The organism is Macromonas bipunctata (assembly GCF_002837135.1).
Taxonomy (GTDB): Bacteria; Pseudomonadota; Gammaproteobacteria; order Burkholderiales; family Burkholderiaceae_C; genus Macromonas_A; species Macromonas_A bipunctata.
The window spans coordinates 45940-66413 of sequence record NZ_NWBQ01000060.1; the positions used below are offsets into that span (position 1 = coordinate 45940).

The window sequence follows — 20474 nt, forward strand, 5'->3', positions numbered from 1 at the left end:
GCTCAGGCCGGGTTGTCGATATCGATGAATGCGTGCGCCAGCCCCAGCTGGGCCGCCACGTGGGCGCCCAGCGCCTGCACGCCATAACGCTCGGTGGCGTGGTGGCCGCAGGCCAAGTAGGCCACGCCGCACTCGCGCGCGTAATGCGCCTGCGGCTCGGAGATTTCGCCGGTGATGAAGGCATCGGCACCGGCGGCGATGGCGGCCTCGAAGTAGCTTTGCGCACCACCACTGCACCACGCCACGCGGCGCAACGGGCGCTGCTGCGCGCCGCCGTCCACCACCGTCACGCCCCGGCCCAGTTGCTGCTGCGCGTGGGCGGCCAGTTCAACCACGCTGTCGCACGGCGACAGGCCCAGAAAACCCAGCTCCTGCTCGCCGAAACGGCCCCAGGCGCCGGTGTCGGGCAACGGCTGAAAACCCAACCTCAAGGCAAGCTGGGCGTTGTTGCCCAGCTCGGGGTGGGCGTCGAGCGGCAGGTGGTAGGCGTACAGGTTGATGTCGTGGCGCAGCAAGGCGGCTAGGCGCCGCTTCATCCAACCGGTGACGCAGCCGCTCTGGCCACGCCAGAACAGGCCGTGGTGTACCACGACAGCATCAGCCCCGACAGCCACCGCCGCCTCGATCAGGGCCAGGCTGGCCGTGACGCCGCTGACCAGCTTGCGCACCTCAGACCTGCCCTCGACCTGCAAGCCGTTGGGGCCATAGTCCTTGAAGGCACCGGGCTGCAGGACGCACTCGAACGCTTGCGTCAGCGCGGTGCGCTCCACCGCAGCAGCGGCAACAGAAGATGAATTCGTCATGCCAACATCATGCCACGGCACGCTGACCCCGGCGGCCTCAGCGGCGCTGGTTGCGCTCCGATTCAAGCATCTTGCGCCAGAAGAAACGGGCAAACCAGCCCATCATGCCCACCGCAAACACCACCACCACCAGGCTGAACAGCCCGTAGTCGGTGGAAAAAAGATCGACAATCGCTTTCATTCACAGTCCTTCCAAAGACACAAGACGTTGGCACAGTTGTACCCGCTCTGCACCCATCGCCCTTGACTTGGGTCAAATACCACGCAACCTTACCCTGACCTGACCATGAAACGCTACTGGCTGATCTTTTCACAAACCGCCACCGTGCTGCTGGCGGTGTACTTCGTGGTGGCCACGCTCAGGCCGGAGTGGCTGCGGCGTGCGCCCACTGTGGCCTCGGTGGTGCAGGTGTTCGAGAGCAGCGACACCGCAGCGCGCACCGATGCGGGCAACGGCTACAGCCAGGCGGCGCGGCTGGCCTCGCCGGCGGTGGTCAGCATCAGCACCAGCAAGGCGCCCCTGCGCAACCCGCACTACGCCGACCCGTGGTTCCGCTTCTTCTTTGGCGACCAGGCCAACAACCAGCCGCAAAGCGGGCTGGGCTCGGGCGTCATCGTCAGCCCCGAGGGCTACATCCTGACCAACAACCACGTGGTGGAAGGCGCCGACGAGATCGCGATCCAGCTCAGCGACGGGCGCAAGGCGCTGGCCCAGGTCATCGGCACCGACCCCGACACCGACCTGGCGGTACTCAGGATCGGCCTGGCTGATTTGCCGGTCATCACGCTGGGCAATTCCGACCAGCTGCAGGTGGGCGATGTGGTGCTGGCGATTGGCAACCCGTTTGGCGTGGGCCAGACCGTGACCAGCGGCATCGTGAGCGCGCTGGGGCGCACGCAGCTGGGCATCAACACGTTCGAGAACTTCATCCAGACCGACGCCGCCATCAACCCCGGCAACTCTGGCGGCGCGCTGGTGGACGTGCAGGGGCGCCTGATGGGCATCAACACCGCCATCTACTCGCGCTCGGGCGGCTCGATGGGCATTGGCTTTGCGATCCCGACCTCGATTGCGCGCAACGTGCTGTCGGCCATCGTGCGCGACGGCAAGGTCACGCGCGGCTGGATTGGCGTGGAGCCGCAGGAACTCACGCCCGAAATGGCGCTGAACTTTGGCATTGCCCCGGACGCGCAAGGCGTGGTGATCACCGGCGTGCTGCAGGACGGGCCTGCGGCGCAGGCGGGCATCCGCCCCGGCGACGTGATTGCCACCGTGCAGGACAAGGCCGTGACGAGCGTGCCCGCCCTGCTGCAGGCGGTGGCGGCGCTGACGCCCGACACCGCCGTCATGGTGGAGATCTGGCGCGGCCAGGAGCGGCTGAAGCTGCCCATCACACCGGGGCGCCGCCAGAGCGCCACCACACAGACACAGCCGCCGGGCCGCTGACGGTGCGCGTCAGGCCGATGGCGGCGGGGGTGGCGTGATATCGGTGCCCGGTGCGGCGGCGGCGGGCGGGGCGGCCTTGCTGAACCAGCGTGCGCCCAGGATGCCCAGCTCGTACAGCAGGCACATCGGCACCGCCAGCGCCAGTTGCGAGATCACGTCGGGCGGCGTGACGATGGCGGCAATCACGAACGCCACCACAATGAAATAGCCTCGGAAGTTCTTGAGCTGCTCGACCGTGACCATGCCCATGCGCACCAGCAGCATCACCACCACCGGCACCTGGAACGCCAGCCCGAACGCCAGGTACAACGACAGGATGGCCTCGACGTAGGACGCGATGTCGGGCGTGGCGTTGACGCTGTCGGGCGTGAAGCCCTGGATGAAGGCGAACATCTTGTCCAGCACAAAGAACTGCACGAACGCAATGCCCGTGTAGGCCAGCACACTGCCAAAGACGATGAGCGGCAGCGCAAACTTCTTCTCGTGGCTGTAGAGGCCGGGCGCCACAAAGGCCCAGATCTGGTAGATCACCCACGGCAGCGCCAGCAGCAGGCCCGCCATCATCAGCACCTTGATCGGCACAAAGAACGGGCTGAACACGCCCACCGCAATCAGCTTGACGTCGGGCGGCATGTGGGCCCGGATGGGCATGGCCACCAGGTCGATCAGCCCGCTGGGGCCGGGCCACACCGCCAGCAACGCCATGCACACCCCCACCCCGACCAGCGCGTACAGCAGCCGGTCGCGCAGCTCCATCAGGTGCTGGACAAACGGCTGCTCGGTGCCGGCGAGTTCGTCGGCAGGATGGGGTGGTGTGGACATGGTTCAGAAAGGACGGGTTTTGGGGCGGTAGCGCGCCACCCGCGCAGCACCCGACTGCACCCGGGTGCGCGTGCCCGTGCGGGCCTTGTACCACTGCGGCACCGCTTTTTGCTTGAGCCGGAACCGCTTGCGCGGGTGGCGGTACTGCGGGTACGACGGGGCCGGGGCCAGGCCTTCGGCGTCGGTGCCGGTGACGAAGCCGCCATCAAAGCCGGCGCTGCTGTCGTGCCAGGTGGTGTTGACGTCGCGCACCGTCTGGTGGATGGAGGACTCGACGTGCTGCGCGGCGTCCTGCACCGAAGCCTTCATGCGCTGCAACTCCTCGAGGTCGATGGAGCGGCTGACCTCGGCCTTGACGTCGGCCACGTAACGCTGGGCCTTGCCAAACAGCGCGCCCACCGTGCGCACCACGCGCGGCAGCTTCTCGGGGCCGATGACGACCAGCGCCACCACGCCGATCAGCGCCAGCTTGGAGATGCCCAGATCAATCATGCACGGCCCTCCCCGGCGCAGCGCGCAGCGGCACGGCGTCAGCCCCTGGTCTTGGCTTCCACATCGATGGTGGTGGGCTGGGCGGTGGGTTGGCTGGCGGCCTGCTGCGTGACCTGGGCCGCCGGAGCGGCGTTGGCGTCCGCATCGGCAGGCGGGGCGCTGCCGTCGCGCATGCCGTCCTTGAAGCCCTTGACGGCGCCGCCCAGGTCGGAACCGATGTTCTTGAGCTTTTTGGTGCCGAAAATCAGCACCACCACCAGCAACACAATCAGCCAGTGCCAAATCGATAAACTGCCCATGTATTAATCTCCTGCGCCTAGGGTCAACACCCTGGCATGAAGGGCGAATTCTACGCCCACACCCGCGCGGGCGCAGCGCGCAGCCGGTTTCAACCGCGTGCCCACGGGCGCGGGCCGCCCATGACGTGCAGGTGCAGGTGGTGGACTTCCTGCGCACCGTCGGCGCCGGTGTTGGCAATGATGCGGAATCCTCCTTCGGGGTACGGGCGGCAACCCAGCTCCAGCGCCAGTTTGGGCGCCAGCACCATCATGCGGCCCAGCAGGCGCTCGTGCTCGGGCGTGACCTGCGCCATCGACGGGATATGCTGCTTGGGAATCAGCAGAAAATGCACCGGCGCCCACGGCGCGATGTCGTGGAAGGCGTAGATGTCGTCGTCCTCGTACACCTTGCGGCTCGGGATCTGGCCCGCCACGATCTTGCAGAAGATGCAGTGCGGGTCGGCGTTGGGATGCAAGCTCATGTCAGAACACTCCATCGGCATCGACCGGCTGGCCCGCGTTCATGCGCGCCATACCCTTGACGATGCGGTACAAGAACCAGATTGAAATGGCCAGCCACGCCAGCCAGCCCGGCACCAGAAACAGCAGCCACAGCGGGAACGTGACGAGGTAGGCCACGCAGGCGATCAGCACGGAACGGATACGCCAGGTGAAGTGGCTGGCGTGCCAGGTGCCTTCGGCCTCGGATTTTTTCACGAAATCCAGGATCAGTGCCACGATCAACAGCGTTGGCCCCCACTGCCCGCCCGGCACCAGCGCCGCCACCGCCACCACCAGGTGCAGCAAATAGCTGATGAGGCCCACGGTGTTGAGCCGGCGCAGCAGCTCCGGGTCGTGGTCGGGTGGCAGGATGATGGGGTCGGGCATGGCGGTGGTGCGCTGGCTCAGGCGTTGCCCGCTTCGCGGGCCTGCACCTTGCGCAGGGCTTTTTCTTCCAGCCCGCTCAGGCCTTCGCGGCGGGCCAGTTCGGCCACCACATCGGCGGGGCTCAGGCCAAAGTGCGCCAATGCGACCATGCTGTGAAACCACAGGTCGGCCACTTCGCCCACCAGGGCTTGCGGGGTGCCGTGGCCATGTTGCAAGTCCTTGGCGGCCATGATGGCCTCGCCCGCCTCTTCGGCCACTTTCTTCAAAAATGCGTCGGGGCCCTTGTGCAACAGGCGCGCGACATAGCTTTTTTCCGGGTCGCCGCCGTTGGCGGGCTTGCGGCTGTCGAGCACAGCGGCCAATCGGTTGAGGGTATCGGTGGTGGTAGCGGTCATTGTTTGTAGATGCTTTCAGGGTCTTTGAGCACAGGATCGACACTGTGCCACACAGGCACGGCGTTGGTAGCGTCGGTGTCCAGACGCTGGTAGAAGCAGCTGTGGCGGCCGGTGTGGCAGGCAATGCCAGGCTCGTGGCCCTGCTGCGTGATCTTGAGCAGCACCACGTCGTTGTCGCAGTCCAGGCGGATGTCGTGCACAGTTTGCACGTGGCCCGATTCTTCGCCCTTGAACCAGAGCTTGTTGCGCGAGCGGCTGAAGTACACCGCCCGCCCCAGTTCGGCGGTTTTTTGCAGCGCTTCGCGGTTCATCCAGGCAAACATCAGCACGTCGCCCGTGCTGGCTTCCTGGGCAATCACCGGCACCAGGCCCTTGTCGTCCCACTTGATCTGATCCAACCAATCCATGGTCGTCCTCCCGTTCACAGGCGCACCGGAATGCCACGCTCGGCCATGCGCTGCTTGGCCTGGGCAATCGTGAATTCGCCGTAGTGGAAGATGCTGGCGGCCAGCACCGCGTCGGCACCGCCTTGCTGCACGCCATCGGCCAAGTGATCGAGGTTGCCCACGCCGCCCGAGGCAATCACCGGCACCGCTACCGCATCGCTCACGGCACGGGTCAGGGCCAGGTCGAAGCCGGATTTGGTGCCGTCGCGGTCCATGCTGGTGAGCAGGATTTCACCCGCACCGTGTTCGGCCATCTGGCGCGCCCAAGCCACGGCGTCCAGCCCCACGTTCTTGCGGCCACCGTGGCTGTACACGTCCCAGCCCGGCCCCAGCGGCAGGCCGTTGGCACCGGGGCGCTGTTCGTCCTCGGGGGTGCGGCGCTTGGCGTCGATGGCGACCACGATGCACTGGGCGCCGTAGCGGGCCGAAGCGTCGCGGATGACCTGCGGGTTGGCAATGGCGGCGGAGTTGAAGCTGACCTTGTCGGCCCCGGCATTGAGCAGGCGGCGCACGTCGTCCACGGTACGCACACCCCCGCCCACGGTCAGCGGGATGAACACCTGCGAAGCCACGGCCTCGATGATGTGCAGGATCACGTCGCGGCCGTCGCTGGTGGCGGTGATGTCGAGAAAGGTGAGCTCGTCGGCACCCTGCTCGTTGTAGCGGGCGGCAATTTCCACCGGATCACCGGCGTCGCGCAGTTCGACAAAGTTGACGCCCTTGACCACGCGGCCACCGGTAACGTCCAGACAGGGAATGATGCGTTTGGCTAACATGGGAATGAAGTGTGGAGGGCCGGTTCAGGCCACGGTGAGTTGTTGCCAGCCCTGCCACCGGGCGCCGGGCGCGACCTGGATCGGCTCGAACACCTGCGCGGCCTCCACGCACAGCATGTGGCGGTGGCCGTCGGCGGGCATGTCGGGCAAGGCGGCGCAGTTGTCGGGGCCGGGGTTCCAGACCACCGCGCTGGCCCAGCTGGGGCTGTGGGCGATGTGCAGGGCGTGTACGCCATCCTGCAGGTGCAGCGGCCCGGCCGGGGCGGCGTACACACGGTCGAATTCAGCGTTGAAGGTCTGGGCCGCAGCGGCTGGCTGGCGGGTGTCGCGCAGCGCGTCCCATTCTGGCTGCCCGTGCAGGCCGGTCAGCGTGGCCTGGGTCACGTCCTGCACCGCCAGGTAGGTGTGCAGGGCGCCGGTGAATAGCAGCGTTTCAACCCCGGTGTTGTGGACGTGCAGCGTGATGCGGAGCTGGCCAGGCTGCAGGTGCAGCGCCAGCCGCGCCTCGAACGCTTGGGGCCAGTGGGCGTGGGTGGCAGCACTGTCACGCAGGGCCAGCACCAACTCGGCCTGGTCGGCAGCGCCCTGGAACGACAGCACCTGCCACGGCATGGTGCGGGCAAAACCGTGCTTGGGCAGGGAGCCGCGCTGGTTGAACTGCGGCCAGCACACCGGCACGCCGCCTCGGATGGCGCTCACGCCATCAAAACGGCTACGGGGGCTGAGGAACAGGCGCTCGCGCCCCGCCGCCTGCCACTGCAGCACCTGGGCGCCGTGTTCGGCCACCAGCAAGCTGTCGCCCTGGGGCAAGCGCAGGCGGTGGCACGGCAACCCGGCCAGCGCCTCGGGCGCGCAGGTGGCCAGTGCGGGCATCAGCCGTTGAGCTCGTCGGCCAAGCGCTGGGCCGCTTCAAAGTCCAGGTCGCCGCTGTAGATGGAACGGCCACAGATCACGCCTTCCACGCCCTCGTCCTCCACCGCGCACAGCTGGCGGATGTCTTCGAGGTTGGACAAGCCGCCCGAGGCGATGACGGGAATGGTCAGCGCCTGCGCCAGCTTGACGGTGGCCTCGATGTTGATGCCAGACAGCATGCCATCGCGGCCAATGTCGGTGTAGATGATGGACTCGACGCCGTAGTCCTCGAACTTCTTGCCCAGATCGACCACGTTGTGGCCGGTGAGCTTGCTCCAGCCGTCGGTGGCGACCTTGCCGTCCTTGGCGTCCAGGCCCACGATGATGTGGCCGCCGAACGCAGTGCAGGCGTCCTGCAGGAAGCCAGGGTTCTTGACGGCGGCGGTGCCGATGATGACGTAGCGCAGACCGGCGTCCAAGTAGCGCTCGATGGTGTCAAGGTCGCGGATGCCACCGCCGAGCTGCACATCCACCTCGCTGCCGACTTCCTTGAGGATGGCGCGGATGGCGCCCTCGTTGCGGGGCTTGCCGGCAAAGGCACCGTTCAAGTCCACCAGGTGCACCCGCCGTGCGCCCTTGTTGACCCAGTTGCGCGCCATGGCGGCCGGATCTTCACCGAACACGGTGGATTGGTCCATGTCGCCTTGTTTCAGGCGCACACATTGGCCGTCTTTCAAGTCAATGGCAGGAATCAGAAGCATGGCTGTGCAGAAAAGTCAGAGGTGGAAACAAGAAAACCGGTGCCCCCGTTCAGGGGTTCCAGTGCAGGAAATTGCGGTACAGGGCCAGCCCCTGGTCGGCGCTTTTTTCGGGGTGGAACTGGGTCGCGAACAGGTTGTCGCGCGCCACGGCACAGGTAAAACGCTGGCCGTAGTCGGACTCGCCCACGCTGTGCGCTGGGTTGGTCGGGCGGGCGTAGAAGCTGTGCACGAAATAGAAATAGCTGCCATCGGCAATGCCGTCCCACATCGGGTGCGCCGGGCCACGGCCCAGATCGTGGAACACCTGGTTCCAACCCATTTGCGGCACCTTGTAGCGGCTGCCATCGGGCTGGGTCTGGCCTTCCAGCCGGAACTTGACCACCTCGCCCGGAACCAGGCCCAGGCCGGGGGTGTCGCCCTCCTCGCTGTGGTCGAGCAGCATCTGCATACCCACGCACACGCCAAACAGCGGCTTGTGCGCGGCGGCGTGCAGCACGGCGTCTTGCAGGCCACTGCGAGCCAGTTCGGCCATGCAGTCGGGCATGGCGCCCTGGCCGGGCAGCACCACGCGGTGCGCGTCGCGCACCACCTGCGGGTCGGACGTGACCAGCACGTCCACATGGTCCACCGCGGTGGCGGCATGGATCACCGCCTGCGCCACCGAGCGCAGGTTGCCCATGCCATAGTCCACCACGGCCACGGTTTGTCGGTTCATTGGTAACAAGTCGGTACGGTCACGGAAACGGCAGCGTGCGGGGCCGCGCAGCCCTTACAGCGAGCCTTTGGTCGAAGGAATGACGCCCGCTTGGCGCGGATCCAGCTCCAGCGCAGCACGCAGCGCACGGGCAAAGGCCTTGAAGATGGTCTCGCACTGGTGGTGGGCGTTGACACCTTTGAGGTTGTCGATGTGCAAGGTCACACCCGCGTGGTTGACAAAGCCCTGGAAGAATTCGTACACCAGTTGCGTGTCGAGTTGGCCCAGCATGCCGCTGGTAAATTGCACATCCATGTGCAGGCCCGGGCGACCGGAAAAGTCCACCACCACGCGGCTCAAAGCCTCATCCAGTGGCACGTAGGCGTGGCCGTAACGGCGAATGCCTTTTTTGTCGCCCACCGCCAGCGCAAAGGCCTGGCCCAGCGTGATGCCCACATCCTCCACCGTGTGGTGGCCGTCGATGTGCAGATCGCCCGCGCACTGGATGTCCAGATCAATCAGCCCGTGGCGGGCAATCTGGTCGATCATGTGATCCAGGAAACCGATGCCGGTGTGCAGGCGGGACTGGCCGCTACCGTCCAGGTTGAGGCGAACCGTGATCTGGGTTTCCAGCGTGTGGCGGGTGACGTCGGCTTGACGCATGTCTTGGGCACTCATAGAAATGGAAGCCCATGATACCATCCAGCACCCCTTTTTCTATCGTACCCACCGCATGAGCCGCTTCTGGAGCGCCGTCGTTCACGGCCTGACCCCTTACGTTCCGGGCGAGCAGCCCAAGCTCGATAACCTGGTCAAGCTCAACACCAACGAGCACCCCTACGGCCCGTCGCCCAAGGCGCTGGAAGCGATACGCGCCGCCACCAGCGACGCGCTGCGCCTGTACCCCGACCCCAACGCAGACGCGCTCAAGGCAGCACTGGCGCAACGCCACGGCCTGCAGCCCAACCAGATCTTCGTTGGCAACGGCTCCGACGAGGTGCTGGCGCACGCCTTCATGGCGCTGCTCAAGCACGACCAGGCGCTGTGGTTCCCAGACATCACGTACAGCTTCTACCCGGTGTATTGCGGTCTGTACCAGGTGCCACACCGCAAAGTGGCGCTGACGGACACGTTCGAGATCAGCGTGGACGACTACCTGCCGCGCGGCGACGAGCGCGCGGGCGCCATCATCTTCCCCAACCCCAACGCGCCCACGGGCCGCCTGCTGACGCTGGCCGAGGTGGAACGCATCGTGGCGGGCAACCCCGACGCGGTGGTGCTGGTGGACGAGGCCTACGTGGACTTTGGCGGCGAGAGCGCCATTGCGCTGGTCGACCGCTACCCCAACCTGCTGGTGGTGCACACCTTCTCCAAGAGCCGCTCGCTGGCCGGATTGCGCGTGGGCTTTGCGGCGGGCCACCCCGATCTGATCGAGGCACTGGAACGGGTCAAGAACAGCTTCAACTCCTACCCGCTGGATCGGCTGGCGATGGCCGGCGCGGTGGCGTCGGTGGAGGACGAAGCCTACTTCCAGGACAGCTGCCGCAAGGTGATGGCCACGCGCGAGCAGCTGGTGGCCGATATGGCGGCGCTGGGTTTCGAGGTGCTGCCGTCCGGCGCCAACTTCATCTTTGCGCGCCACCCGCAACATGACGGTGCGGCCCTGACGGCGGCGTTGCGCGAACGCGCCATCATCGTGCGCCACTTCAAGCAGCCACGCATCGACCAGTTCCTGCGCATCACCATCGGCACCGACGCGCAATGCCAGGCCTTGGTGCAGGCGCTGCGCGAGATCCTGGAAGTTTGACAAAATCAGCGCGTCCGTCCTATACTTTGTCGGATCTGAAGGTGGCGCACGGTGTTGCGCTGCCTTTTGTTGTTTCTGCAACAACCCCCTGAACATGTGCGCCTTGTGCCCCTGATGGCTGCAAGGTGCCTGCACTCACCGACGATGGTGCCTGGTGTGGCCCCCCGGATCCGCCCGCAACGGGCACCGGCCTTGGGCCACTGGCGTTTGCGTCGAACCCTGTTTCCTTATTTGTAGAAAGTGCCCTTATGGCCAAAGAAGAACTCATTGAAGTCAGCGGCGTTGTGACCGAAGTGTTGCCCGACAGCCGCTACCGCGTCACGCTGGACAACGGCCACGAGCTGATCGCCTACTCGGCGGGCAAGATGCGCAAGCACCACATCCGCATCCTGGCGGGCGACAAGGTCAAGCTCGAACTGTCGCCGTACGACCTGAGCAAGGGCCGCATCAATTTCCGCCACATCGAAGGCCGTGGCCCCGGCCCGACCGGCGGCCAGCGCAGCAAGATTCCCCGACCCCACGCACAGGCCACCTCGCAGTGGCCTGTTGGCGTTGCGGGCTTTTAGCGCAGGCGCAATTCGGCGGCGCGGGCGTGGGCGGTCAGACCCTCACCGTGGGCGATGACGCTGGCAATCTGGCCCAGCGTCTGCGCACCTTGTTCGCTGACCTCGATCAGGCTGCTGCGCTTCTGGAAGTCGTACACCCCCAGCGGGCTGGAAAAACGCGCGGTGCCACTGGTGGGCAGCACATGGTTGGGGCCGGCGCAGTAGTCGCCCAGGCTTTCGCTGGTGTAGGCGCCCAAGAAGATGGCGCCCGCGTGCTTGAGCAATGGCTCCCAGCGGTGCGGCTCGTGGCTGCTGACTTCCAAGTGTTCCGGCGCAATGCGGTTGCTGATGGCGCACGCTTCTTCCATGCTGCGGGTCTGGATCAACGCGCCGCGGCCATTCAGGCTTTTGGCGATGATGTCGGCGCGCGGCATGGTGGGCAGCAGCTTGTCGATGGAAGCCTGCACGGCGGCAATGTAGTCCGCGTCTGGGCACAGCAGGATGGATTGCGCCAGCTCGTCATGCTCGGCCTGGCTGAACAAGTCCATCGCCACCCAGTCTGGCGGCGTGGTGCCGTCGGCCAGCACCAGGATTTCGCTCGGGCCGGCGATCATGTCTATGCCCACGGTGCCAAACACGTGCTTTTTGGCGCTGGCCACGTAGGCGTTGCCGGGGCCGGTGATTTTGTCCACCTTGGGCACGGTGGCGGTGCCGTAGGCCAAGGCGGCCACCGCCTGTGCGCCGCCGATGGTGAAGGCGCGCGACACGCCCGCCACGTAGGCCGCCGCCAGCACCAGCGCATTCTTTTCGCCGCGCGGCGTGGGCACCACCATGATGATCTCCTCCACCCCGGCCACGTGGGCGGGAATGGCGTTCATCAGCACGCTGGACGGGTACGCCGCCTTGCCACCCGGCACGTAGATGCCCACGCGGTCCAGCGGCGTGACCTTCTGGCCCAGCAGGGTGCCGTCCTCGTCGCGGTAGCTCCAGCTCTCGCCGCTGGCGCGCTTCTGGGCCTCGTGGTAGCGGCGCACGCGCGCGGCAGCGGCTTGCAGGGCCTCGCGCTGCACGGCGGGCAGGCTGTCGAACGCGGCGCGCAGTTCGGTCTGGGTCAGCTCCAGCTCGGTCATGCCGGTGACGCTCAGGCCGTCAAAGCGGTTGGTGTAGTCCAGCACCGCCGCGTCGCCACGGGTGCGCACGTCGGCCAGGATGTCGGCCACACGCTGCTCGATCGCGGCATCGGTGTCGGCCGACCAGTGCAGGCGGGCCTGGAAACGGGCTTCAAAATCGGCGTCGGTGGTGCGCAACAGCAGCGGGGTAGCGTTCATGGGGCAGGTTCCATAGAAAAAGGGGCATTCCAGCCCCCGTAGCGTAGCGCAAGCCGCCACGGCCTGGCGCGGCACGGTGAATTCGGCGCGGGCGTCAGCCCTGGGTGGCCTGGGCGAAGGCGTCCAGGATCGGGCGGATGGCGGCGCGCTTGGTCTTGAGCGCGGCGTGGTTGACCACCAAGCGCGATGAAATATCCATGATACGCTCGACTTCCACCAGATGGTTGGCCTTGAGGGTATTGCCGCTGGAGACCAGATCGACGATCGCATCGGCCAAGCCGGTCAGCGGCGCCAGCTCCATGCTGCCGTAGAGTTTGATGAGATCGACGTGTACGCCCTTGCTGGCAAAAAACTCGCGGGCAATCGCCACGTATTTGGTGGCAACCTTGAGGCGCGCACCCTGGCGCACCGCGTTGGCGTAGTCGAAGTCGGTGCGCGTGGCCACGCTCATGCGGCACTTGGCAATCTGCAAGTCCAGTGGCTGGTACAGGCCGACGTTGCCCGCGCCACCCCACTCGGCTTCGTGCTCCAGCAGGGTGTCCTTGCCGCATACGCCCAGATCGGCACCACCGTACTGCACGTAGGTGGGCACATCGGAGGCGCGCACCAGCACCACCTGCACGTCAGGGCGGTTGGTGGGCAGAATCAGCTTGCGCGACTTTTCCGGGTCTTCGAGCACCTCAATGCCTGCAGCGGCCAGCAACGGCAGTGTTTCTTCAAAAATGCGGCCTTTGGACAAGGCCAGCGTCAGCATCGGGCTGCTCATTGGATTCTTTCGATGTCCGCGCCCAAGGCGCGCAGTTTGAGTTCCATCTGGTCGTAACCACGGTCCAGGTGGTAGATGCGGTCCACCACGGTCTCGCCTTCGGCCACCAGCCCGGCAATCACCAGGCTGGCGGAGGCGCGCAGGTCGGTGGCCATGACGGTGGCGCCTGACAGGCGCGGTACGCCCTCGACCACCGCCACCCGGCCATCAATGCGGATGCTGGCCCCCAGTCGCTGCAATTCCTGCACGTGCATGAAGCGGTTTTCGAAAATGGTTTCGGTCACGGTGCTGGCACCGTGCGCCACCGCGTTCAGGGCCATGAACTGGGCCTGCATGTCGGTCGGAAAGCCGGGGTATTCGGTGGTGCGGAAGGTCTGGGCCTTGAGCGCAGCCGCACCCGACGACACCACGCGCAGGCCTTCGGTCACGTCTTCCACCGTCACGCCCGCGTCGCGCAGCTTGTCGATCACGGCGTCCAGGTGGTCGCCGCGCGCGTGTTGCAGCGTCACGTCGCCACCCGTGGCCGCGACGGCGCACAGGAAGGTACCGGCCTCGATGCGGTCGGCTACCACGGCGTGTTCGCAGCCGTGCAGCCGCTCCACACCCTGGATGCGGATGCGGCTGGTGCCGTGGCCTTCGATCCTGGCGCCCATCTTGATCAGCATTTCGGCCAGATCGGTGATCTCGGGCTCCTGGGCGGCGTTTTCCAGGATGGTCTCGCCGTCGGCCAGCGTGGCGGCCATCATGAAGTTCTCGGTGCCGGTCACGGTCACCATGTCGGTGGTGATGCGCGCGCCTTTCAGGCGGGTCTGGCCTGCGGGCAACTGGGCCACCATGTAGCCGTGCTCCACCACAATCTCAGCCCCCATCGCTTGCAAGCCTTTGATGTGCTGGTCCACCGGACGCGAGCCAATCGCACAACCGCCCGGCAACGACACTTTGGCCCGACCAAAACGCGCCAGCAGCGGCCCCAACACCAGCACCGAAGCGCGCATGGTTTTGACCAAATCGTAAGGCGCTTCGGGCAACAAACTGGTGGGCGCTTGCAGCGTGAAGCCGCCGCGCTCGCCGTGGGTCTCGGCCTGCACGCCCATGTTGTCCAGCAGCTTGCGCATGGTGGCCACGTCGCGCAGGCGCGGCACGTTGCGCAGCTCGACCGGCTCGGCGGTTAGCAGGGCGGCGCACAGTTCGGGCAAGGCGGCGTTCTTGGCACCCGAGACCGCAATGCTGCCATGCAAGGGGCGGCCACCCACAATACGGAGTTTGTCCATCGCGTCAGTCCGCCGCCTGCTGCGCCCACTCGGCGGGGGTCAGGGTTTTCATCGACAGGGCGTGTACCTCGTCGGTCTGGATGCGCTGGCCCAGCGTGGCGTACACCAGCTGGTGGCGCGCAATCAGGCGCTTGCCTTCGAAGGCGGGCGACACGATGACCGCCGACCAGTGGCGGCCATCGCCGCTCACGTCCAGGTGTTCGCACGGCAGGCCGGCCGCGATCAGGGATTGCAATTGTTCAGCGGTCATAGATCAGGAAGGGGTAAGCTCAATGGCGGATTTTGTAGCCCGTGCGCAGCAGGTGCAGGGCAAAGCCGCCCACCAGCAGCAGCGCCACGGTCACGACCGACAGGCTGTGCCACGGCGACACGTCGCTGACGCCAAAGAAGCCGAAACGGAAGCCGTCGATGATGTAGAAGAACGGGTTGAAGTGGCTGACCTGCTGCCAGAACGCGGGCAGGGAATGGATGGAGTAGAACACGCCGCTGAGGAACGTCATCGGCATGATGATGAAGTTCTGAAACGCGGCCATCTGGTCGAACTTGTCGGCCCACAGCCCGGCAATCACGCCCAGCGAACCCATGAGCGCCGCGCCCAGGAAGGCGAACACCAGCACCCACAGCGGCGCCACCAGCTGCAGATCGGTAAACCAGACCGTGGCCAGCAGCACACCCAACCCCACCACCAGCCCCCGCACCACCGACGAACCCACGTAAGCCACATACCAAGCCCAGTGTGACAGTGGTGTAAGCAAGAGGAACACCAAATTGCCCATCACCTTGCTCTGAATCAAACTGGACGAACTGTTGGCAAAGGCGTTTTGCAGCAGGCTCATCATGGCTAGGCCGGGCAGCAGGAAGGCGGTGTACGGCACGCTGTCGTACACCTTGACGTGCTCGGACAGCACGTGGCCAAAGATCATCAGGTACAGGATGGCCGTCATCACCGGCGCGGCCACGGTCTGGAAGCCGACCTTCCAGAAGCGCAGCACTTCCTTGTAGAACAGGGTACGCCAGCCGGTCATGCCTGGGCTCCTTGGGCCTGGGCGCCGGCCATCACGTCGAGGAACACGTCTTCAAGGTCGGCCTTGCGGATTTCCATGTCTTCCACCACCACACCTGCCGCACGGGCTTGGGTCAAAATGCGTTCCACCTCCAGCGCGTCGTGCGCGGGCAATTGCACCACGCGCCCGGTGATGCGCGCCTGCGCCGCCAGCTCGGGCGGCAGGGTCTGGTCGGTCTTGAAGCGCAGCACGTTGGCCGAGGCGCCCTTGAGCAGATCGGAGGTGCTGGCCAGCGCCACCACCTGCCCTTGTTTGAGCATGGCAATGCGCCCGCACAGGGCCTCGGCTTCGTCCAAGTAGTGCGTGGTCAGCAGCACGGTGCTGCCCTGTTTGTTGAGGTGCGAGATGAATTGCCACAGCGTCTGGCGCAGTTCCACGTCCACCCCAGCGGTGGGCTCGTCCAGCACGATCACCGGCGGCTTGTGTACCAGCGCCTGCGCCACCAGCACCCGGCGCTTCATGCCGCCCGAGAGCTGGCGCATGTTGGCGTTGGCCTTGTCGCTCAGGCCCAGCCCGGCCAGCAACTCGTCGATCCAGTCGTCGTTGTGGCGGATGCCAAAGTAGCCGGACTGGAAGCGCAGCGCCTCGCGCACGGTGAAGAAGGGGTCGAACACCAGCTCCTGCGGCACCACGCCCAGGTGGCGGCGCGCCTGCGCGTAGTCGGCCTGCACGTCAAAGCCTTGGACGGTCACGCTGCCGCCGCTGGCGCGCGACAGCCCGGCCAGGATGCTGATCAAGGTGGTCTTGCCCGCGCCGTTGGGACCGAGCAGGCCGAAGAATTCGCCGGGCTCGATGTCAAAGCTCACGCCTTTGAGCGCCTGGAAATCCCCGCGCGCGGTGGCGTAGGTCTTGGATACGTTGTGGAAGGAAACAGCGGGCATGGGGGCGCGATTTTAAGCTGGCAGCAAGGCACCGACGCCATACAGCATCAACAAGTCGCGCAAACGCGGCGGCGTGCCCTGCACCTGCAGCGCCCCGCCTGCAGCCTGGGCCGTGCGCCGCAATGCCAGCAGCACCGCCACCGCGGAGGAGTCGAACACCTGCAGCGCGCTGGCATCGAGCCGCAGCGTGGCGCCCCGGGCCACTTGCTGCACCTGGGTGCGGGCCTGGGCCAGGAACACCGGGGCCTCGGCGTGGGTCAGGCGCGGGGGCAAGGGCAGCAGGGTGCTCATCCGGCCTTGGCGGGTTTGGGTGCCGCCTTGCTGTCGCTGGCGGCGTTGCTGCGGTTGCGCTCGGCCAGCGCGGCAATCAGGCCATCGACGCCCTTGGCGTTGATTTCCTGCGCGAACTGGGTGCGGTAGGTTTGCACCAGCCACACGCCCAGCACGTTGAGGTCGTAGATCTTCCAGCCATTGGGGGTCTTTTCCACGCGGTAGTCAAGCTGGATCGGATCGCCCCTGCCACGCACCTCGGAGCGCACCACGACTTCGGTGTCGGCGGGGCTGGAGCGCATGGGCTTGAAGTGTAGGGTCTGGTCCTTGACCTGGCCCAGCGCGCCGGAGTAGGTGTGTACCAGCAGGGTCTTGAACTCGTCTTGCAGGCGCTTTTTCTGCTCCGGCGTGGCGGTGCGCCACGAGCGGCCCACGGCGGAGGCGGTCATGCGCGTGAAGTTGACGTGCGGCATGATCTTGGTGTCCACCAGCGCCAGGATGCGTTGCACGTCGCCCGCGCGCACGGCAGCATCGGCCTTGACGGTGTCGAAAGCGTCGTTGGCAATGCGCTGCACCAGCGCGTCGGGCGCCTCTTGCGCGCCCTGCGACGCAGCCACGGCAGCAACAGCGGCGTTCTGCGCCCAGCCCACGGCGGGCAACCCGGCCACGCCGACCAGCGCCACCGCACCGGCCAGCAGCGTCTGGCGGGAAAATTTCAGCACGTTCATCGATTCATTCCTCTCTGCAAAAAAACCGGCGCAGCCCAAGACAGCACAGAGTATTGACCCTATTGTGTCCGCTGCACCCACAACGTGCAGCGCCGGTTTACATTCGGTTGCAGCTGTGACACGGTAAAGTTATTGGTCGTAACGCTCTTCGGGCGCCACCGGGCCGATGCGGCTCTGGCGGCGCTGCAGGTAGGCGTCGCGCATGAAGCTGTAGGGGTCGAGTGCGGCCTGGTCCAGCACCTCGCCCGCGCCCAGCAGGCTGGCGCGCTTGTCGGTGATGCGCAGCACCTGCAGGCTGTTGCGGGTGGCGATGTGGTCGAGCCCGCCCACGGGGTCGGCCTGGCTGTCCACCGGCAGGGCGGCGGTGTCGCGCACAGTGGAGGGGCCCAGCAGCGGCAGCATCAGGTACGGCCCCGACGGCACGCCCCAGCGCCCCAGCGTGTGGCCAAAATCGAGCGTGGTGCGTTCGATGCCCATTTCGGTGGCCACGTCCAGCAGCCCGCCCAGGCCGAACACGGTGTTGACGTTGAAGCGCATGAAGTTCTCGGCCGCCTCGCGCGGACGCGCCTGCAGCAGGGCGTTGAGCGCCGACCAGGCGTCGCGCAAATTGCCAAAGAAGTTGCCCACGCCGGTGCGCACCGGGCTGGGCAGGGTGTCGCGGTACACCGTGGCCACGGGCTTGACCACGGCGCGGTCCACGCCGTCGTTGAACTGGTACACCGCGCGGTTGAGCGGCTCCAGCGGATCCTGTGGGTTGGCATTGGGGCCGGTGGCACAGCCGCCCAGCAACAGCGTGGCGGCCACGGCGCACGCACCCGTCTTGGAGCGCAAAGACATCGATATTTTCATAGCTTGTGTATCCCTGAAGTGTCCGGCTTATTCAGCAGCGGGCGGAGCTGGCTCGGCCGCCTTGTTGAACAGGAACTGGCTGATGAGGTTTTCCAGCACCACGGCGGACTGGGTTTGCGTCACCACGTCGCCCTGCGCCAGGTTGCGCTCGTCGCCGCCCGCTTCAATGCCCACGTACTGCTCGCCCAGCAGGCCGCTGGTCAGAATCTTGAGCGAGCTGTCCTTGGGGAAGGCATAGCGGTGTTCCAGCGCCAGCACCACGTCGGCCTGGAACGCCTGGTCGTTGAAGGTGATGCTTTCGACCCGGCCCACCACCACCCCTGCGCTCTTGACCGCCGCCTTGGGCTTGAGGCCACCGATGTTGTCAAAGCGCGCCGTGACGCGGTAGCTGGACTCGAAGTTGAGGCTGAGCAAGTTGGCCGCCTGCAGCGACATGAACAGCACCGCCGCCGCGCCCAGCAGCACAAACAAGCCCACCCACACATCCACTTTGGATCGTTGCATTCTCTGCGCCCTCTTCTTTTCTGTCTTGGTTCAAATGCCGAACATGACGGCGGTCAGCACAAAGTCCAGCGCCAGCACCGCCAGCGACGACACCACCACCGTGCGCGTGGTGGCGCGCGCCACCCCTTCGGGCGTGGCCTGGGCCGCGTAGCCCTGCAGCAGCGCCACAAACGTGACCGTGATGCCAAACACCACGCTCTTGAGCACACTGTTGGCAATGTCGTCCCACACGTCCACGCCGCCGCGCATCTGGCTCCAGAACGCGCCGTCGTCCACGCCGATCATCACCACGCCCACCAGCCAGCCGCCAATGATGCCGACCGCACTGAACACCGCCGCCAGCACCGGCATGGCGATGATGCCACCCCAGAAGCGCGGCGCCAAGATGCGCCGCACCGGATCGACCGCCATCATCTCCATCGCGCTGAGCTGCTCGCCCGCTTTCATCAAGCCGATTTCGGCGGTGAGGGAAGTGCCCGCCCGGCCCGCAAACAGCAACGCGGTCACGACCGGCCCCAGTTCACGGATCAGGCTCAGCGCCACCAGTTGGCCCAGCGCGTCGGCGGAGCCAAAATCCTGCAAGGTGTAGTAGCCCTGCAACGCCATCACAAAACCCACGAACAGGCCCGACACGCCAATGATGCCCAGCGAGTAGTTGCCCAGGAAGTGGATCTGGTCGCGCACCAAACCAAAGCGGCGCAGGCAGGCGCCACTGAGCAGGCACAGGCGCACAAACAGGCGTGTACCCAGACCAATGTCGGCCAGCTTGGTGCGCACGGCAGCGCCAACACGGGCCGGATGCAAGGGGTTCATGGGCGGGCTCCTGCGTCCGGCCCGAAGTCTTGCGCTACCGTGGGGCCGGGGTAGTGGAAATGCACCGGGCCTTCGGGCTCGGCGTGGACGAACTGGTGGACCAGCGGGTCGGTGCTGTGGCGCACCTCATCGGGCGTGCCCTGCGCCGCAATGCGGCCATTGGCCAGGATGATGACCTGGTCGGCGATCTGGAAGGTTTCGTCCAAATCGTGCGAAACAATGATGCTGGTCAGTCCCATCGCATCGTTGAGCTGGCGAATCAGACGCGCCGAGGTGCCCAGCGAGATCGGATCCAGCCCGGCAAAGGGCTCGTCGTACATCACCAGCTCGGGGTCGAGTGCAATGGCGCGCGCCAGCGCCACGCGGCGCGCCATGCCGCCGGAAATCTCGGACGGCATCAGGTGCCGCGCGCCGCGCAGGCCCACCGCCTCCAGCTTCATCAGCACGATGTCGCGGATCAGCTCCTCGGGCAGCTGGGTGTGTTCGCGCAGCGGGAAGGCCACGTTCTCGAACACGTCCAGATCGGTGAACAGGGCGCCAAACTGGAACAGCATGCCCATGCGCCGCCGCGCCGCGTAGAGCTGGTTGCGGTTCATGCGCGCCACGTCCTGGCCATCGAACAGCAGCTGCCCGTGCTGGGGCCGGTACTGGCCGCTGATGAGGCGCATGATGGTGGTCTTGCCGCCGCCCGAGGCGCCCATCAGCGCCGTGACCTTGCCGCGCGGCACTTGCAGGCTGATGTTGTCGAGCACGACGCGCTCATCCCCATACCCGAAGGTGAGGTCGCGGATTTCAACCAGGCAGGAAGTGGACATGGGCGGGCAACAAATGAGAAAAGCCGGGGGAAACCGGCTTTTCAATCATAAACGATGCGGGCAAACCCTAGCCTGTATGCCTGACACGGCACAGGGCAATCGCATTTACCCCCGAGGCCGTAGCCCCAGCAGTGCCGCACGGTAGTCGGCGTTGCGGTCGGCGGTTTGACGTCCGCCGT

29 protein-coding genes are annotated in these 20474 nt (G+C 66.1%); 3 read left to right on the forward strand and 26 right to left on the reverse strand.

Features of this window, described 5'->3' with window-relative positions:
* Positions 1-2: 2 nt before the first annotated feature.
* Together CON76_RS09890 and CON76_RS09895 are read right to left on the reverse strand one after the other, a co-directional pair.
* Positions 3-803 carry a Nif3-like dinuclear metal center hexameric protein gene (locus tag CON76_RS09890; protein ID WP_101103192.1) on the reverse strand — a complete coding sequence of 267 codons (801 nt, stop codon included), beginning with the start codon at positions 801-803 and terminating at the stop codon, positions 3-5.
* 37 nt (positions 804-840) lie between these two features.
* Complete coding sequence (locus tag CON76_RS09895; protein WP_205758218.1) at positions 841-984, reverse strand: DUF3149 domain-containing protein; 144 nt, start codon at positions 982-984, stop codon at positions 841-843.
* Positions 985-1089: 105 nt separating this feature from the next.
* Between CON76_RS09895 and CON76_RS09900 the strand changes: the two genes are divergently transcribed.
* The gene (locus tag CON76_RS09900) at positions 1090-2250 is read left to right on the forward strand and encodes a trypsin-like peptidase domain-containing protein (protein ID WP_101103193.1); all 1161 of its coding nucleotides are present in this window, start codon (positions 1090-1092) and stop codon (positions 2248-2250) included.
* Positions 2251-2259: 9 nt separating this feature from the next.
* On the opposite strand, the gene tatC is transcribed toward CON76_RS09900, so the two are convergent.
* The 12 genes from tatC to hisB all read right to left on the reverse strand — a co-directional run bounded on the left by tatC (position 2260) and on the right by hisB (position 9317).
* Positions 2260-3072, reverse strand: a complete 813-nt coding sequence (gene tatC, locus CON76_RS09905; RefSeq protein ID WP_101103194.1) for a twin-arginine translocase subunit TatC — start codon at positions 3070-3072, stop codon at positions 2260-2262.
* A 3-nt stretch (positions 3073-3075) separates the two neighbouring features.
* Positions 3076-3564, reverse strand: a complete 489-nt coding sequence (tatB, locus tag CON76_RS09910; RefSeq protein WP_101103195.1) for a Sec-independent protein translocase protein TatB — start codon at positions 3562-3564, stop codon at positions 3076-3078.
* Between the two features lie 38 nt (positions 3565-3602).
* Positions 3603-3863, reverse strand: coding sequence for a Sec-independent protein translocase subunit TatA (gene tatA, locus CON76_RS09915; protein WP_101103196.1), 261 nt, complete (start codon positions 3861-3863; stop codon positions 3603-3605).
* An 89-nt stretch (positions 3864-3952) separates the two neighbouring features.
* Positions 3953-4324: a histidine triad nucleotide-binding protein gene (locus CON76_RS09920; RefSeq protein ID WP_101103197.1), complete on the reverse strand. Its 372-nt coding sequence runs from the start codon at positions 4322-4324 to the stop codon at positions 3953-3955.
* Position 4325: 1 nt separating this feature from the next.
* Positions 4326-4730 carry a DUF4870 family protein gene (locus CON76_RS09925; protein ID WP_101103198.1) on the reverse strand — a complete coding sequence of 135 codons (405 nt, stop codon included), beginning with the start codon at positions 4728-4730 and terminating at the stop codon, positions 4326-4328.
* Between the two features lie 17 nt (positions 4731-4747).
* Complete coding sequence (locus CON76_RS09930; RefSeq protein WP_101103199.1) at positions 4748-5125, reverse strand: phosphoribosyl-ATP diphosphatase; 378 nt, start codon at positions 5123-5125, stop codon at positions 4748-4750.
* On the reverse strand, positions 5122-5532 hold the full coding sequence (hisI, locus tag CON76_RS09935; protein ID WP_101103200.1) for a phosphoribosyl-AMP cyclohydrolase: 411 nt from the start codon (positions 5530-5532) through the stop codon (positions 5122-5124). Before hisI ends, CON76_RS09930 begins: the two co-directional genes overlap by 4 nt.
* A gap of 14 nt (positions 5533-5546) precedes the next feature.
* Complete coding sequence (hisF, locus tag CON76_RS09940) at positions 5547-6347, reverse strand: imidazole glycerol phosphate synthase subunit HisF (RefSeq protein WP_101103201.1); 801 nt, start codon at positions 6345-6347, stop codon at positions 5547-5549.
* A gap of 24 nt (positions 6348-6371) precedes the next feature.
* Complete coding sequence (locus tag CON76_RS09945) at positions 6372-7220, reverse strand: D-hexose-6-phosphate mutarotase (RefSeq protein ID WP_101103202.1); 849 nt, start codon at positions 7218-7220, stop codon at positions 6372-6374.
* Positions 7220-7960: a 1-(5-phosphoribosyl)-5-[(5-phosphoribosylamino)methylideneamino]imidazole-4-carboxamide isomerase gene (gene hisA, locus CON76_RS09950; protein WP_101103203.1), complete on the reverse strand. Its 741-nt coding sequence runs from the start codon at positions 7958-7960 to the stop codon at positions 7220-7222. The genes CON76_RS09945 and hisA overlap by 1 nt, the downstream gene beginning before the upstream one ends.
* Positions 7961-8009: 49 nt before the next feature.
* On the reverse strand, positions 8010-8675 hold the full coding sequence (hisH, locus tag CON76_RS09955) for an imidazole glycerol phosphate synthase subunit HisH (RefSeq protein WP_101103204.1): 666 nt from the start codon (positions 8673-8675) through the stop codon (positions 8010-8012).
* Between the two features lie 54 nt (positions 8676-8729).
* Positions 8730-9317, reverse strand: a complete 588-nt coding sequence (gene hisB / locus CON76_RS09960; RefSeq protein WP_420812935.1) for an imidazoleglycerol-phosphate dehydratase HisB — start codon at positions 9315-9317, stop codon at positions 8730-8732.
* A 70-nt stretch (positions 9318-9387) separates the two neighbouring features.
* Here hisB and hisC point away from each other — a divergent pair, with 70 nt between their 5' ends.
* The gene (gene hisC / locus CON76_RS09965; RefSeq protein WP_101103206.1) at positions 9388-10461 is read left to right on the forward strand and encodes a histidinol-phosphate transaminase; all 1074 of its coding nucleotides are present in this window, start codon (positions 9388-9390) and stop codon (positions 10459-10461) included.
* A 248-nt stretch (positions 10462-10709) separates the two neighbouring features.
* Positions 10710-11027: a translation initiation factor IF-1 gene (gene infA, locus CON76_RS09970; protein WP_101103207.1), complete on the forward strand. Its 318-nt coding sequence runs from the start codon at positions 10710-10712 to the stop codon at positions 11025-11027.
* Here infA and hisD read toward each other — a convergent pair.
* The 12 genes from hisD to CON76_RS10030 all read right to left on the reverse strand — a co-directional run bounded on the left by hisD (position 11024) and on the right by CON76_RS10030 (position 20295).
* Positions 11024-12334, reverse strand: coding sequence for a histidinol dehydrogenase (hisD, locus tag CON76_RS09975; protein ID WP_101103208.1), 1311 nt, complete (start codon positions 12332-12334; stop codon positions 11024-11026). The two genes, infA and hisD, sit on opposite strands and share 4 nt — an antisense overlap.
* Positions 12335-12428: 94 nt before the next feature.
* Entirely contained in the window at positions 12429-13088 is a 660-nt protein-coding gene (hisG, locus tag CON76_RS09980; RefSeq protein ID WP_101103220.1) for an ATP phosphoribosyltransferase, read from the reverse strand.
* 8 nt (positions 13089-13096) lie between these two features.
* Complete coding sequence (gene murA, locus CON76_RS09985; protein WP_101103209.1) at positions 13097-14371, reverse strand: UDP-N-acetylglucosamine 1-carboxyvinyltransferase; 1275 nt, start codon at positions 14369-14371, stop codon at positions 13097-13099.
* Positions 14372-14375: 4 nt separating this feature from the next.
* Positions 14376-14621, reverse strand: coding sequence for a BolA family protein (locus CON76_RS09990; RefSeq protein WP_101103210.1), 246 nt, complete (start codon positions 14619-14621; stop codon positions 14376-14378).
* 19 nt (positions 14622-14640) lie between these two features.
* Positions 14641-15396, reverse strand: coding sequence for an ABC transporter permease (locus CON76_RS09995; RefSeq protein ID WP_101103211.1), 756 nt, complete (start codon positions 15394-15396; stop codon positions 14641-14643).
* Positions 15393-16316, reverse strand: coding sequence for an ABC transporter ATP-binding protein (locus CON76_RS10000; protein ID WP_101103212.1), 924 nt, complete (start codon positions 16314-16316; stop codon positions 15393-15395). Before CON76_RS10000 ends, CON76_RS09995 begins: the two co-directional genes overlap by 4 nt.
* A gap of 12 nt (positions 16317-16328) precedes the next feature.
* Complete coding sequence (locus tag CON76_RS10005) at positions 16329-16607, reverse strand: STAS domain-containing protein (RefSeq protein WP_240592831.1); 279 nt, start codon at positions 16605-16607, stop codon at positions 16329-16331.
* Positions 16604-17314 (reverse strand): MlaC/ttg2D family ABC transporter substrate-binding protein, encoded by a 711-nt coding sequence (locus CON76_RS10010; RefSeq protein WP_101103213.1) that lies wholly within the window; start codon positions 17312-17314, stop codon positions 16604-16606. Before CON76_RS10010 ends, CON76_RS10005 begins: the two co-directional genes overlap by 4 nt.
* Before the next feature lie 129 nt (positions 17315-17443).
* Entirely contained in the window at positions 17444-18151 is a 708-nt protein-coding gene (locus tag CON76_RS10015) for an MlaA family lipoprotein (protein ID WP_205758219.1), read from the reverse strand.
* A 39-nt stretch (positions 18152-18190) separates the two neighbouring features.
* Positions 18191-18667: an outer membrane lipid asymmetry maintenance protein MlaD gene (gene mlaD / locus CON76_RS10020; protein WP_101103214.1), complete on the reverse strand. Its 477-nt coding sequence runs from the start codon at positions 18665-18667 to the stop codon at positions 18191-18193.
* Between the two features lie 30 nt (positions 18668-18697).
* A complete protein-coding gene (mlaE, locus tag CON76_RS10025; protein ID WP_101103215.1) occupies positions 18698-19480 on the reverse strand; it encodes a lipid asymmetry maintenance ABC transporter permease subunit MlaE in 783 nt (260 codons plus the stop codon).
* Entirely contained in the window at positions 19477-20295 is an 819-nt protein-coding gene (locus CON76_RS10030) for an ABC transporter ATP-binding protein (RefSeq protein WP_101103216.1), read from the reverse strand. The genes mlaE and CON76_RS10030 overlap by 4 nt, the downstream gene beginning before the upstream one ends.
* Positions 20296-20474 lie beyond the last annotated feature (179 nt).

Excerpts from the sequence above, each read along its gene's own strand:
- CON76_RS09890 (WP_101103192.1), bottom strand. The coding sequence starts at position 803 with ATGACGAATTCATCTTCTGTTGCCGCTGCTGCGGTGGAGCGCACCGCG.
- CON76_RS09895 (WP_205758218.1), bottom strand. The coding sequence starts at position 984 with ATGAAAGCGATTGTCGATCTTTTTTCCACCGACTACGGGCTGTTCAGC.
- CON76_RS09900 (WP_101103193.1), top strand. The coding sequence starts at position 1,090 with ATGAAACGCTACTGGCTGATCTTTTCACAAACCGCCACCGTGCTGCTG.
- tatC (WP_101103194.1), bottom strand. The coding sequence starts at position 3,072 with ATGTCCACACCACCCCATCCTGCCGACGAACTCGCCGGCACCGAGCAG.
- tatB (WP_101103195.1), bottom strand. The coding sequence starts at position 3,564 with ATGATTGATCTGGGCATCTCCAAGCTGGCGCTGATCGGCGTGGTGGCG.
- tatA (WP_101103196.1), bottom strand. The coding sequence starts at position 3,863 with ATGGGCAGTTTATCGATTTGGCACTGGCTGATTGTGTTGCTGGTGGTG.
- CON76_RS09920 (WP_101103197.1), bottom strand. The coding sequence starts at position 4,324 with ATGAGCTTGCATCCCAACGCCGACCCGCACTGCATCTTCTGCAAGATC.
- CON76_RS09925 (WP_101103198.1), bottom strand. The coding sequence starts at position 4,730 with ATGCCCGACCCCATCATCCTGCCACCCGACCACGACCCGGAGCTGCTG.
- CON76_RS09930 (WP_101103199.1), bottom strand. The coding sequence starts at position 5,125 with ATGACCGCTACCACCACCGATACCCTCAACCGATTGGCCGCTGTGCTC.
- hisI (WP_101103200.1), bottom strand. The coding sequence starts at position 5,532 with ATGGATTGGTTGGATCAGATCAAGTGGGACGACAAGGGCCTGGTGCCG.
- hisF (WP_101103201.1), bottom strand. The coding sequence starts at position 6,347 with ATGTTAGCCAAACGCATCATTCCCTGTCTGGACGTTACCGGTGGCCGC.
- CON76_RS09945 (WP_101103202.1), bottom strand. The coding sequence starts at position 7,220 with ATGCCCGCACTGGCCACCTGCGCGCCCGAGGCGCTGGCCGGGTTGCCG.
- hisA (WP_101103203.1), bottom strand. The coding sequence starts at position 7,960 with ATGCTTCTGATTCCTGCCATTGACTTGAAAGACGGCCAATGTGTGCGC.
- hisH (WP_101103204.1), bottom strand. The coding sequence starts at position 8,675 with ATGAACCGACAAACCGTGGCCGTGGTGGACTATGGCATGGGCAACCTG.
- hisB (WP_420812935.1), bottom strand. The coding sequence starts at position 9,317 with ATGCGTCAAGCCGACGTCACCCGCCACACGCTGGAAACCCAGATCACG.
- hisC (WP_101103206.1), top strand. The coding sequence starts at position 9,388 with ATGAGCCGCTTCTGGAGCGCCGTCGTTCACGGCCTGACCCCTTACGTT.
- infA (WP_101103207.1), top strand. The coding sequence starts at position 10,710 with ATGGCCAAAGAAGAACTCATTGAAGTCAGCGGCGTTGTGACCGAAGTG.
- hisD (WP_101103208.1), bottom strand. The coding sequence starts at position 12,334 with ATGAACGCTACCCCGCTGCTGTTGCGCACCACCGACGCCGATTTTGAA.
- hisG (WP_101103220.1), bottom strand. The coding sequence starts at position 13,088 with ATGCTGACGCTGGCCTTGTCCAAAGGCCGCATTTTTGAAGAAACACTG.
- murA (WP_101103209.1), bottom strand. The coding sequence starts at position 14,371 with ATGGACAAACTCCGTATTGTGGGTGGCCGCCCCTTGCATGGCAGCATT.
- CON76_RS09990 (WP_101103210.1), bottom strand. The coding sequence starts at position 14,621 with ATGACCGCTGAACAATTGCAATCCCTGATCGCGGCCGGCCTGCCGTGC.
- CON76_RS09995 (WP_101103211.1), bottom strand. The coding sequence starts at position 15,396 with ATGACCGGCTGGCGTACCCTGTTCTACAAGGAAGTGCTGCGCTTCTGG.
- CON76_RS10000 (WP_101103212.1), bottom strand. The coding sequence starts at position 16,316 with ATGCCCGCTGTTTCCTTCCACAACGTATCCAAGACCTACGCCACCGCG.
- CON76_RS10005 (WP_240592831.1), bottom strand. The coding sequence starts at position 16,607 with ATGAGCACCCTGCTGCCCTTGCCCCCGCGCCTGACCCACGCCGAGGCC.
- CON76_RS10010 (WP_101103213.1), bottom strand. The coding sequence starts at position 17,314 with ATGAACGTGCTGAAATTTTCCCGCCAGACGCTGCTGGCCGGTGCGGTG.
- CON76_RS10015 (WP_205758219.1), bottom strand. The coding sequence starts at position 18,151 with ATGTCTTTGCGCTCCAAGACGGGTGCGTGCGCCGTGGCCGCCACGCTG.
- mlaD (WP_101103214.1), bottom strand. The coding sequence starts at position 18,667 with ATGCAACGATCCAAAGTGGATGTGTGGGTGGGCTTGTTTGTGCTGCTG.
- mlaE (WP_101103215.1), bottom strand. The coding sequence starts at position 19,480 with ATGAACCCCTTGCATCCGGCCCGTGTTGGCGCTGCCGTGCGCACCAAG.
- CON76_RS10030 (WP_101103216.1), bottom strand. The coding sequence starts at position 20,295 with ATGTCCACTTCCTGCCTGGTTGAAATCCGCGACCTCACCTTCGGGTAT.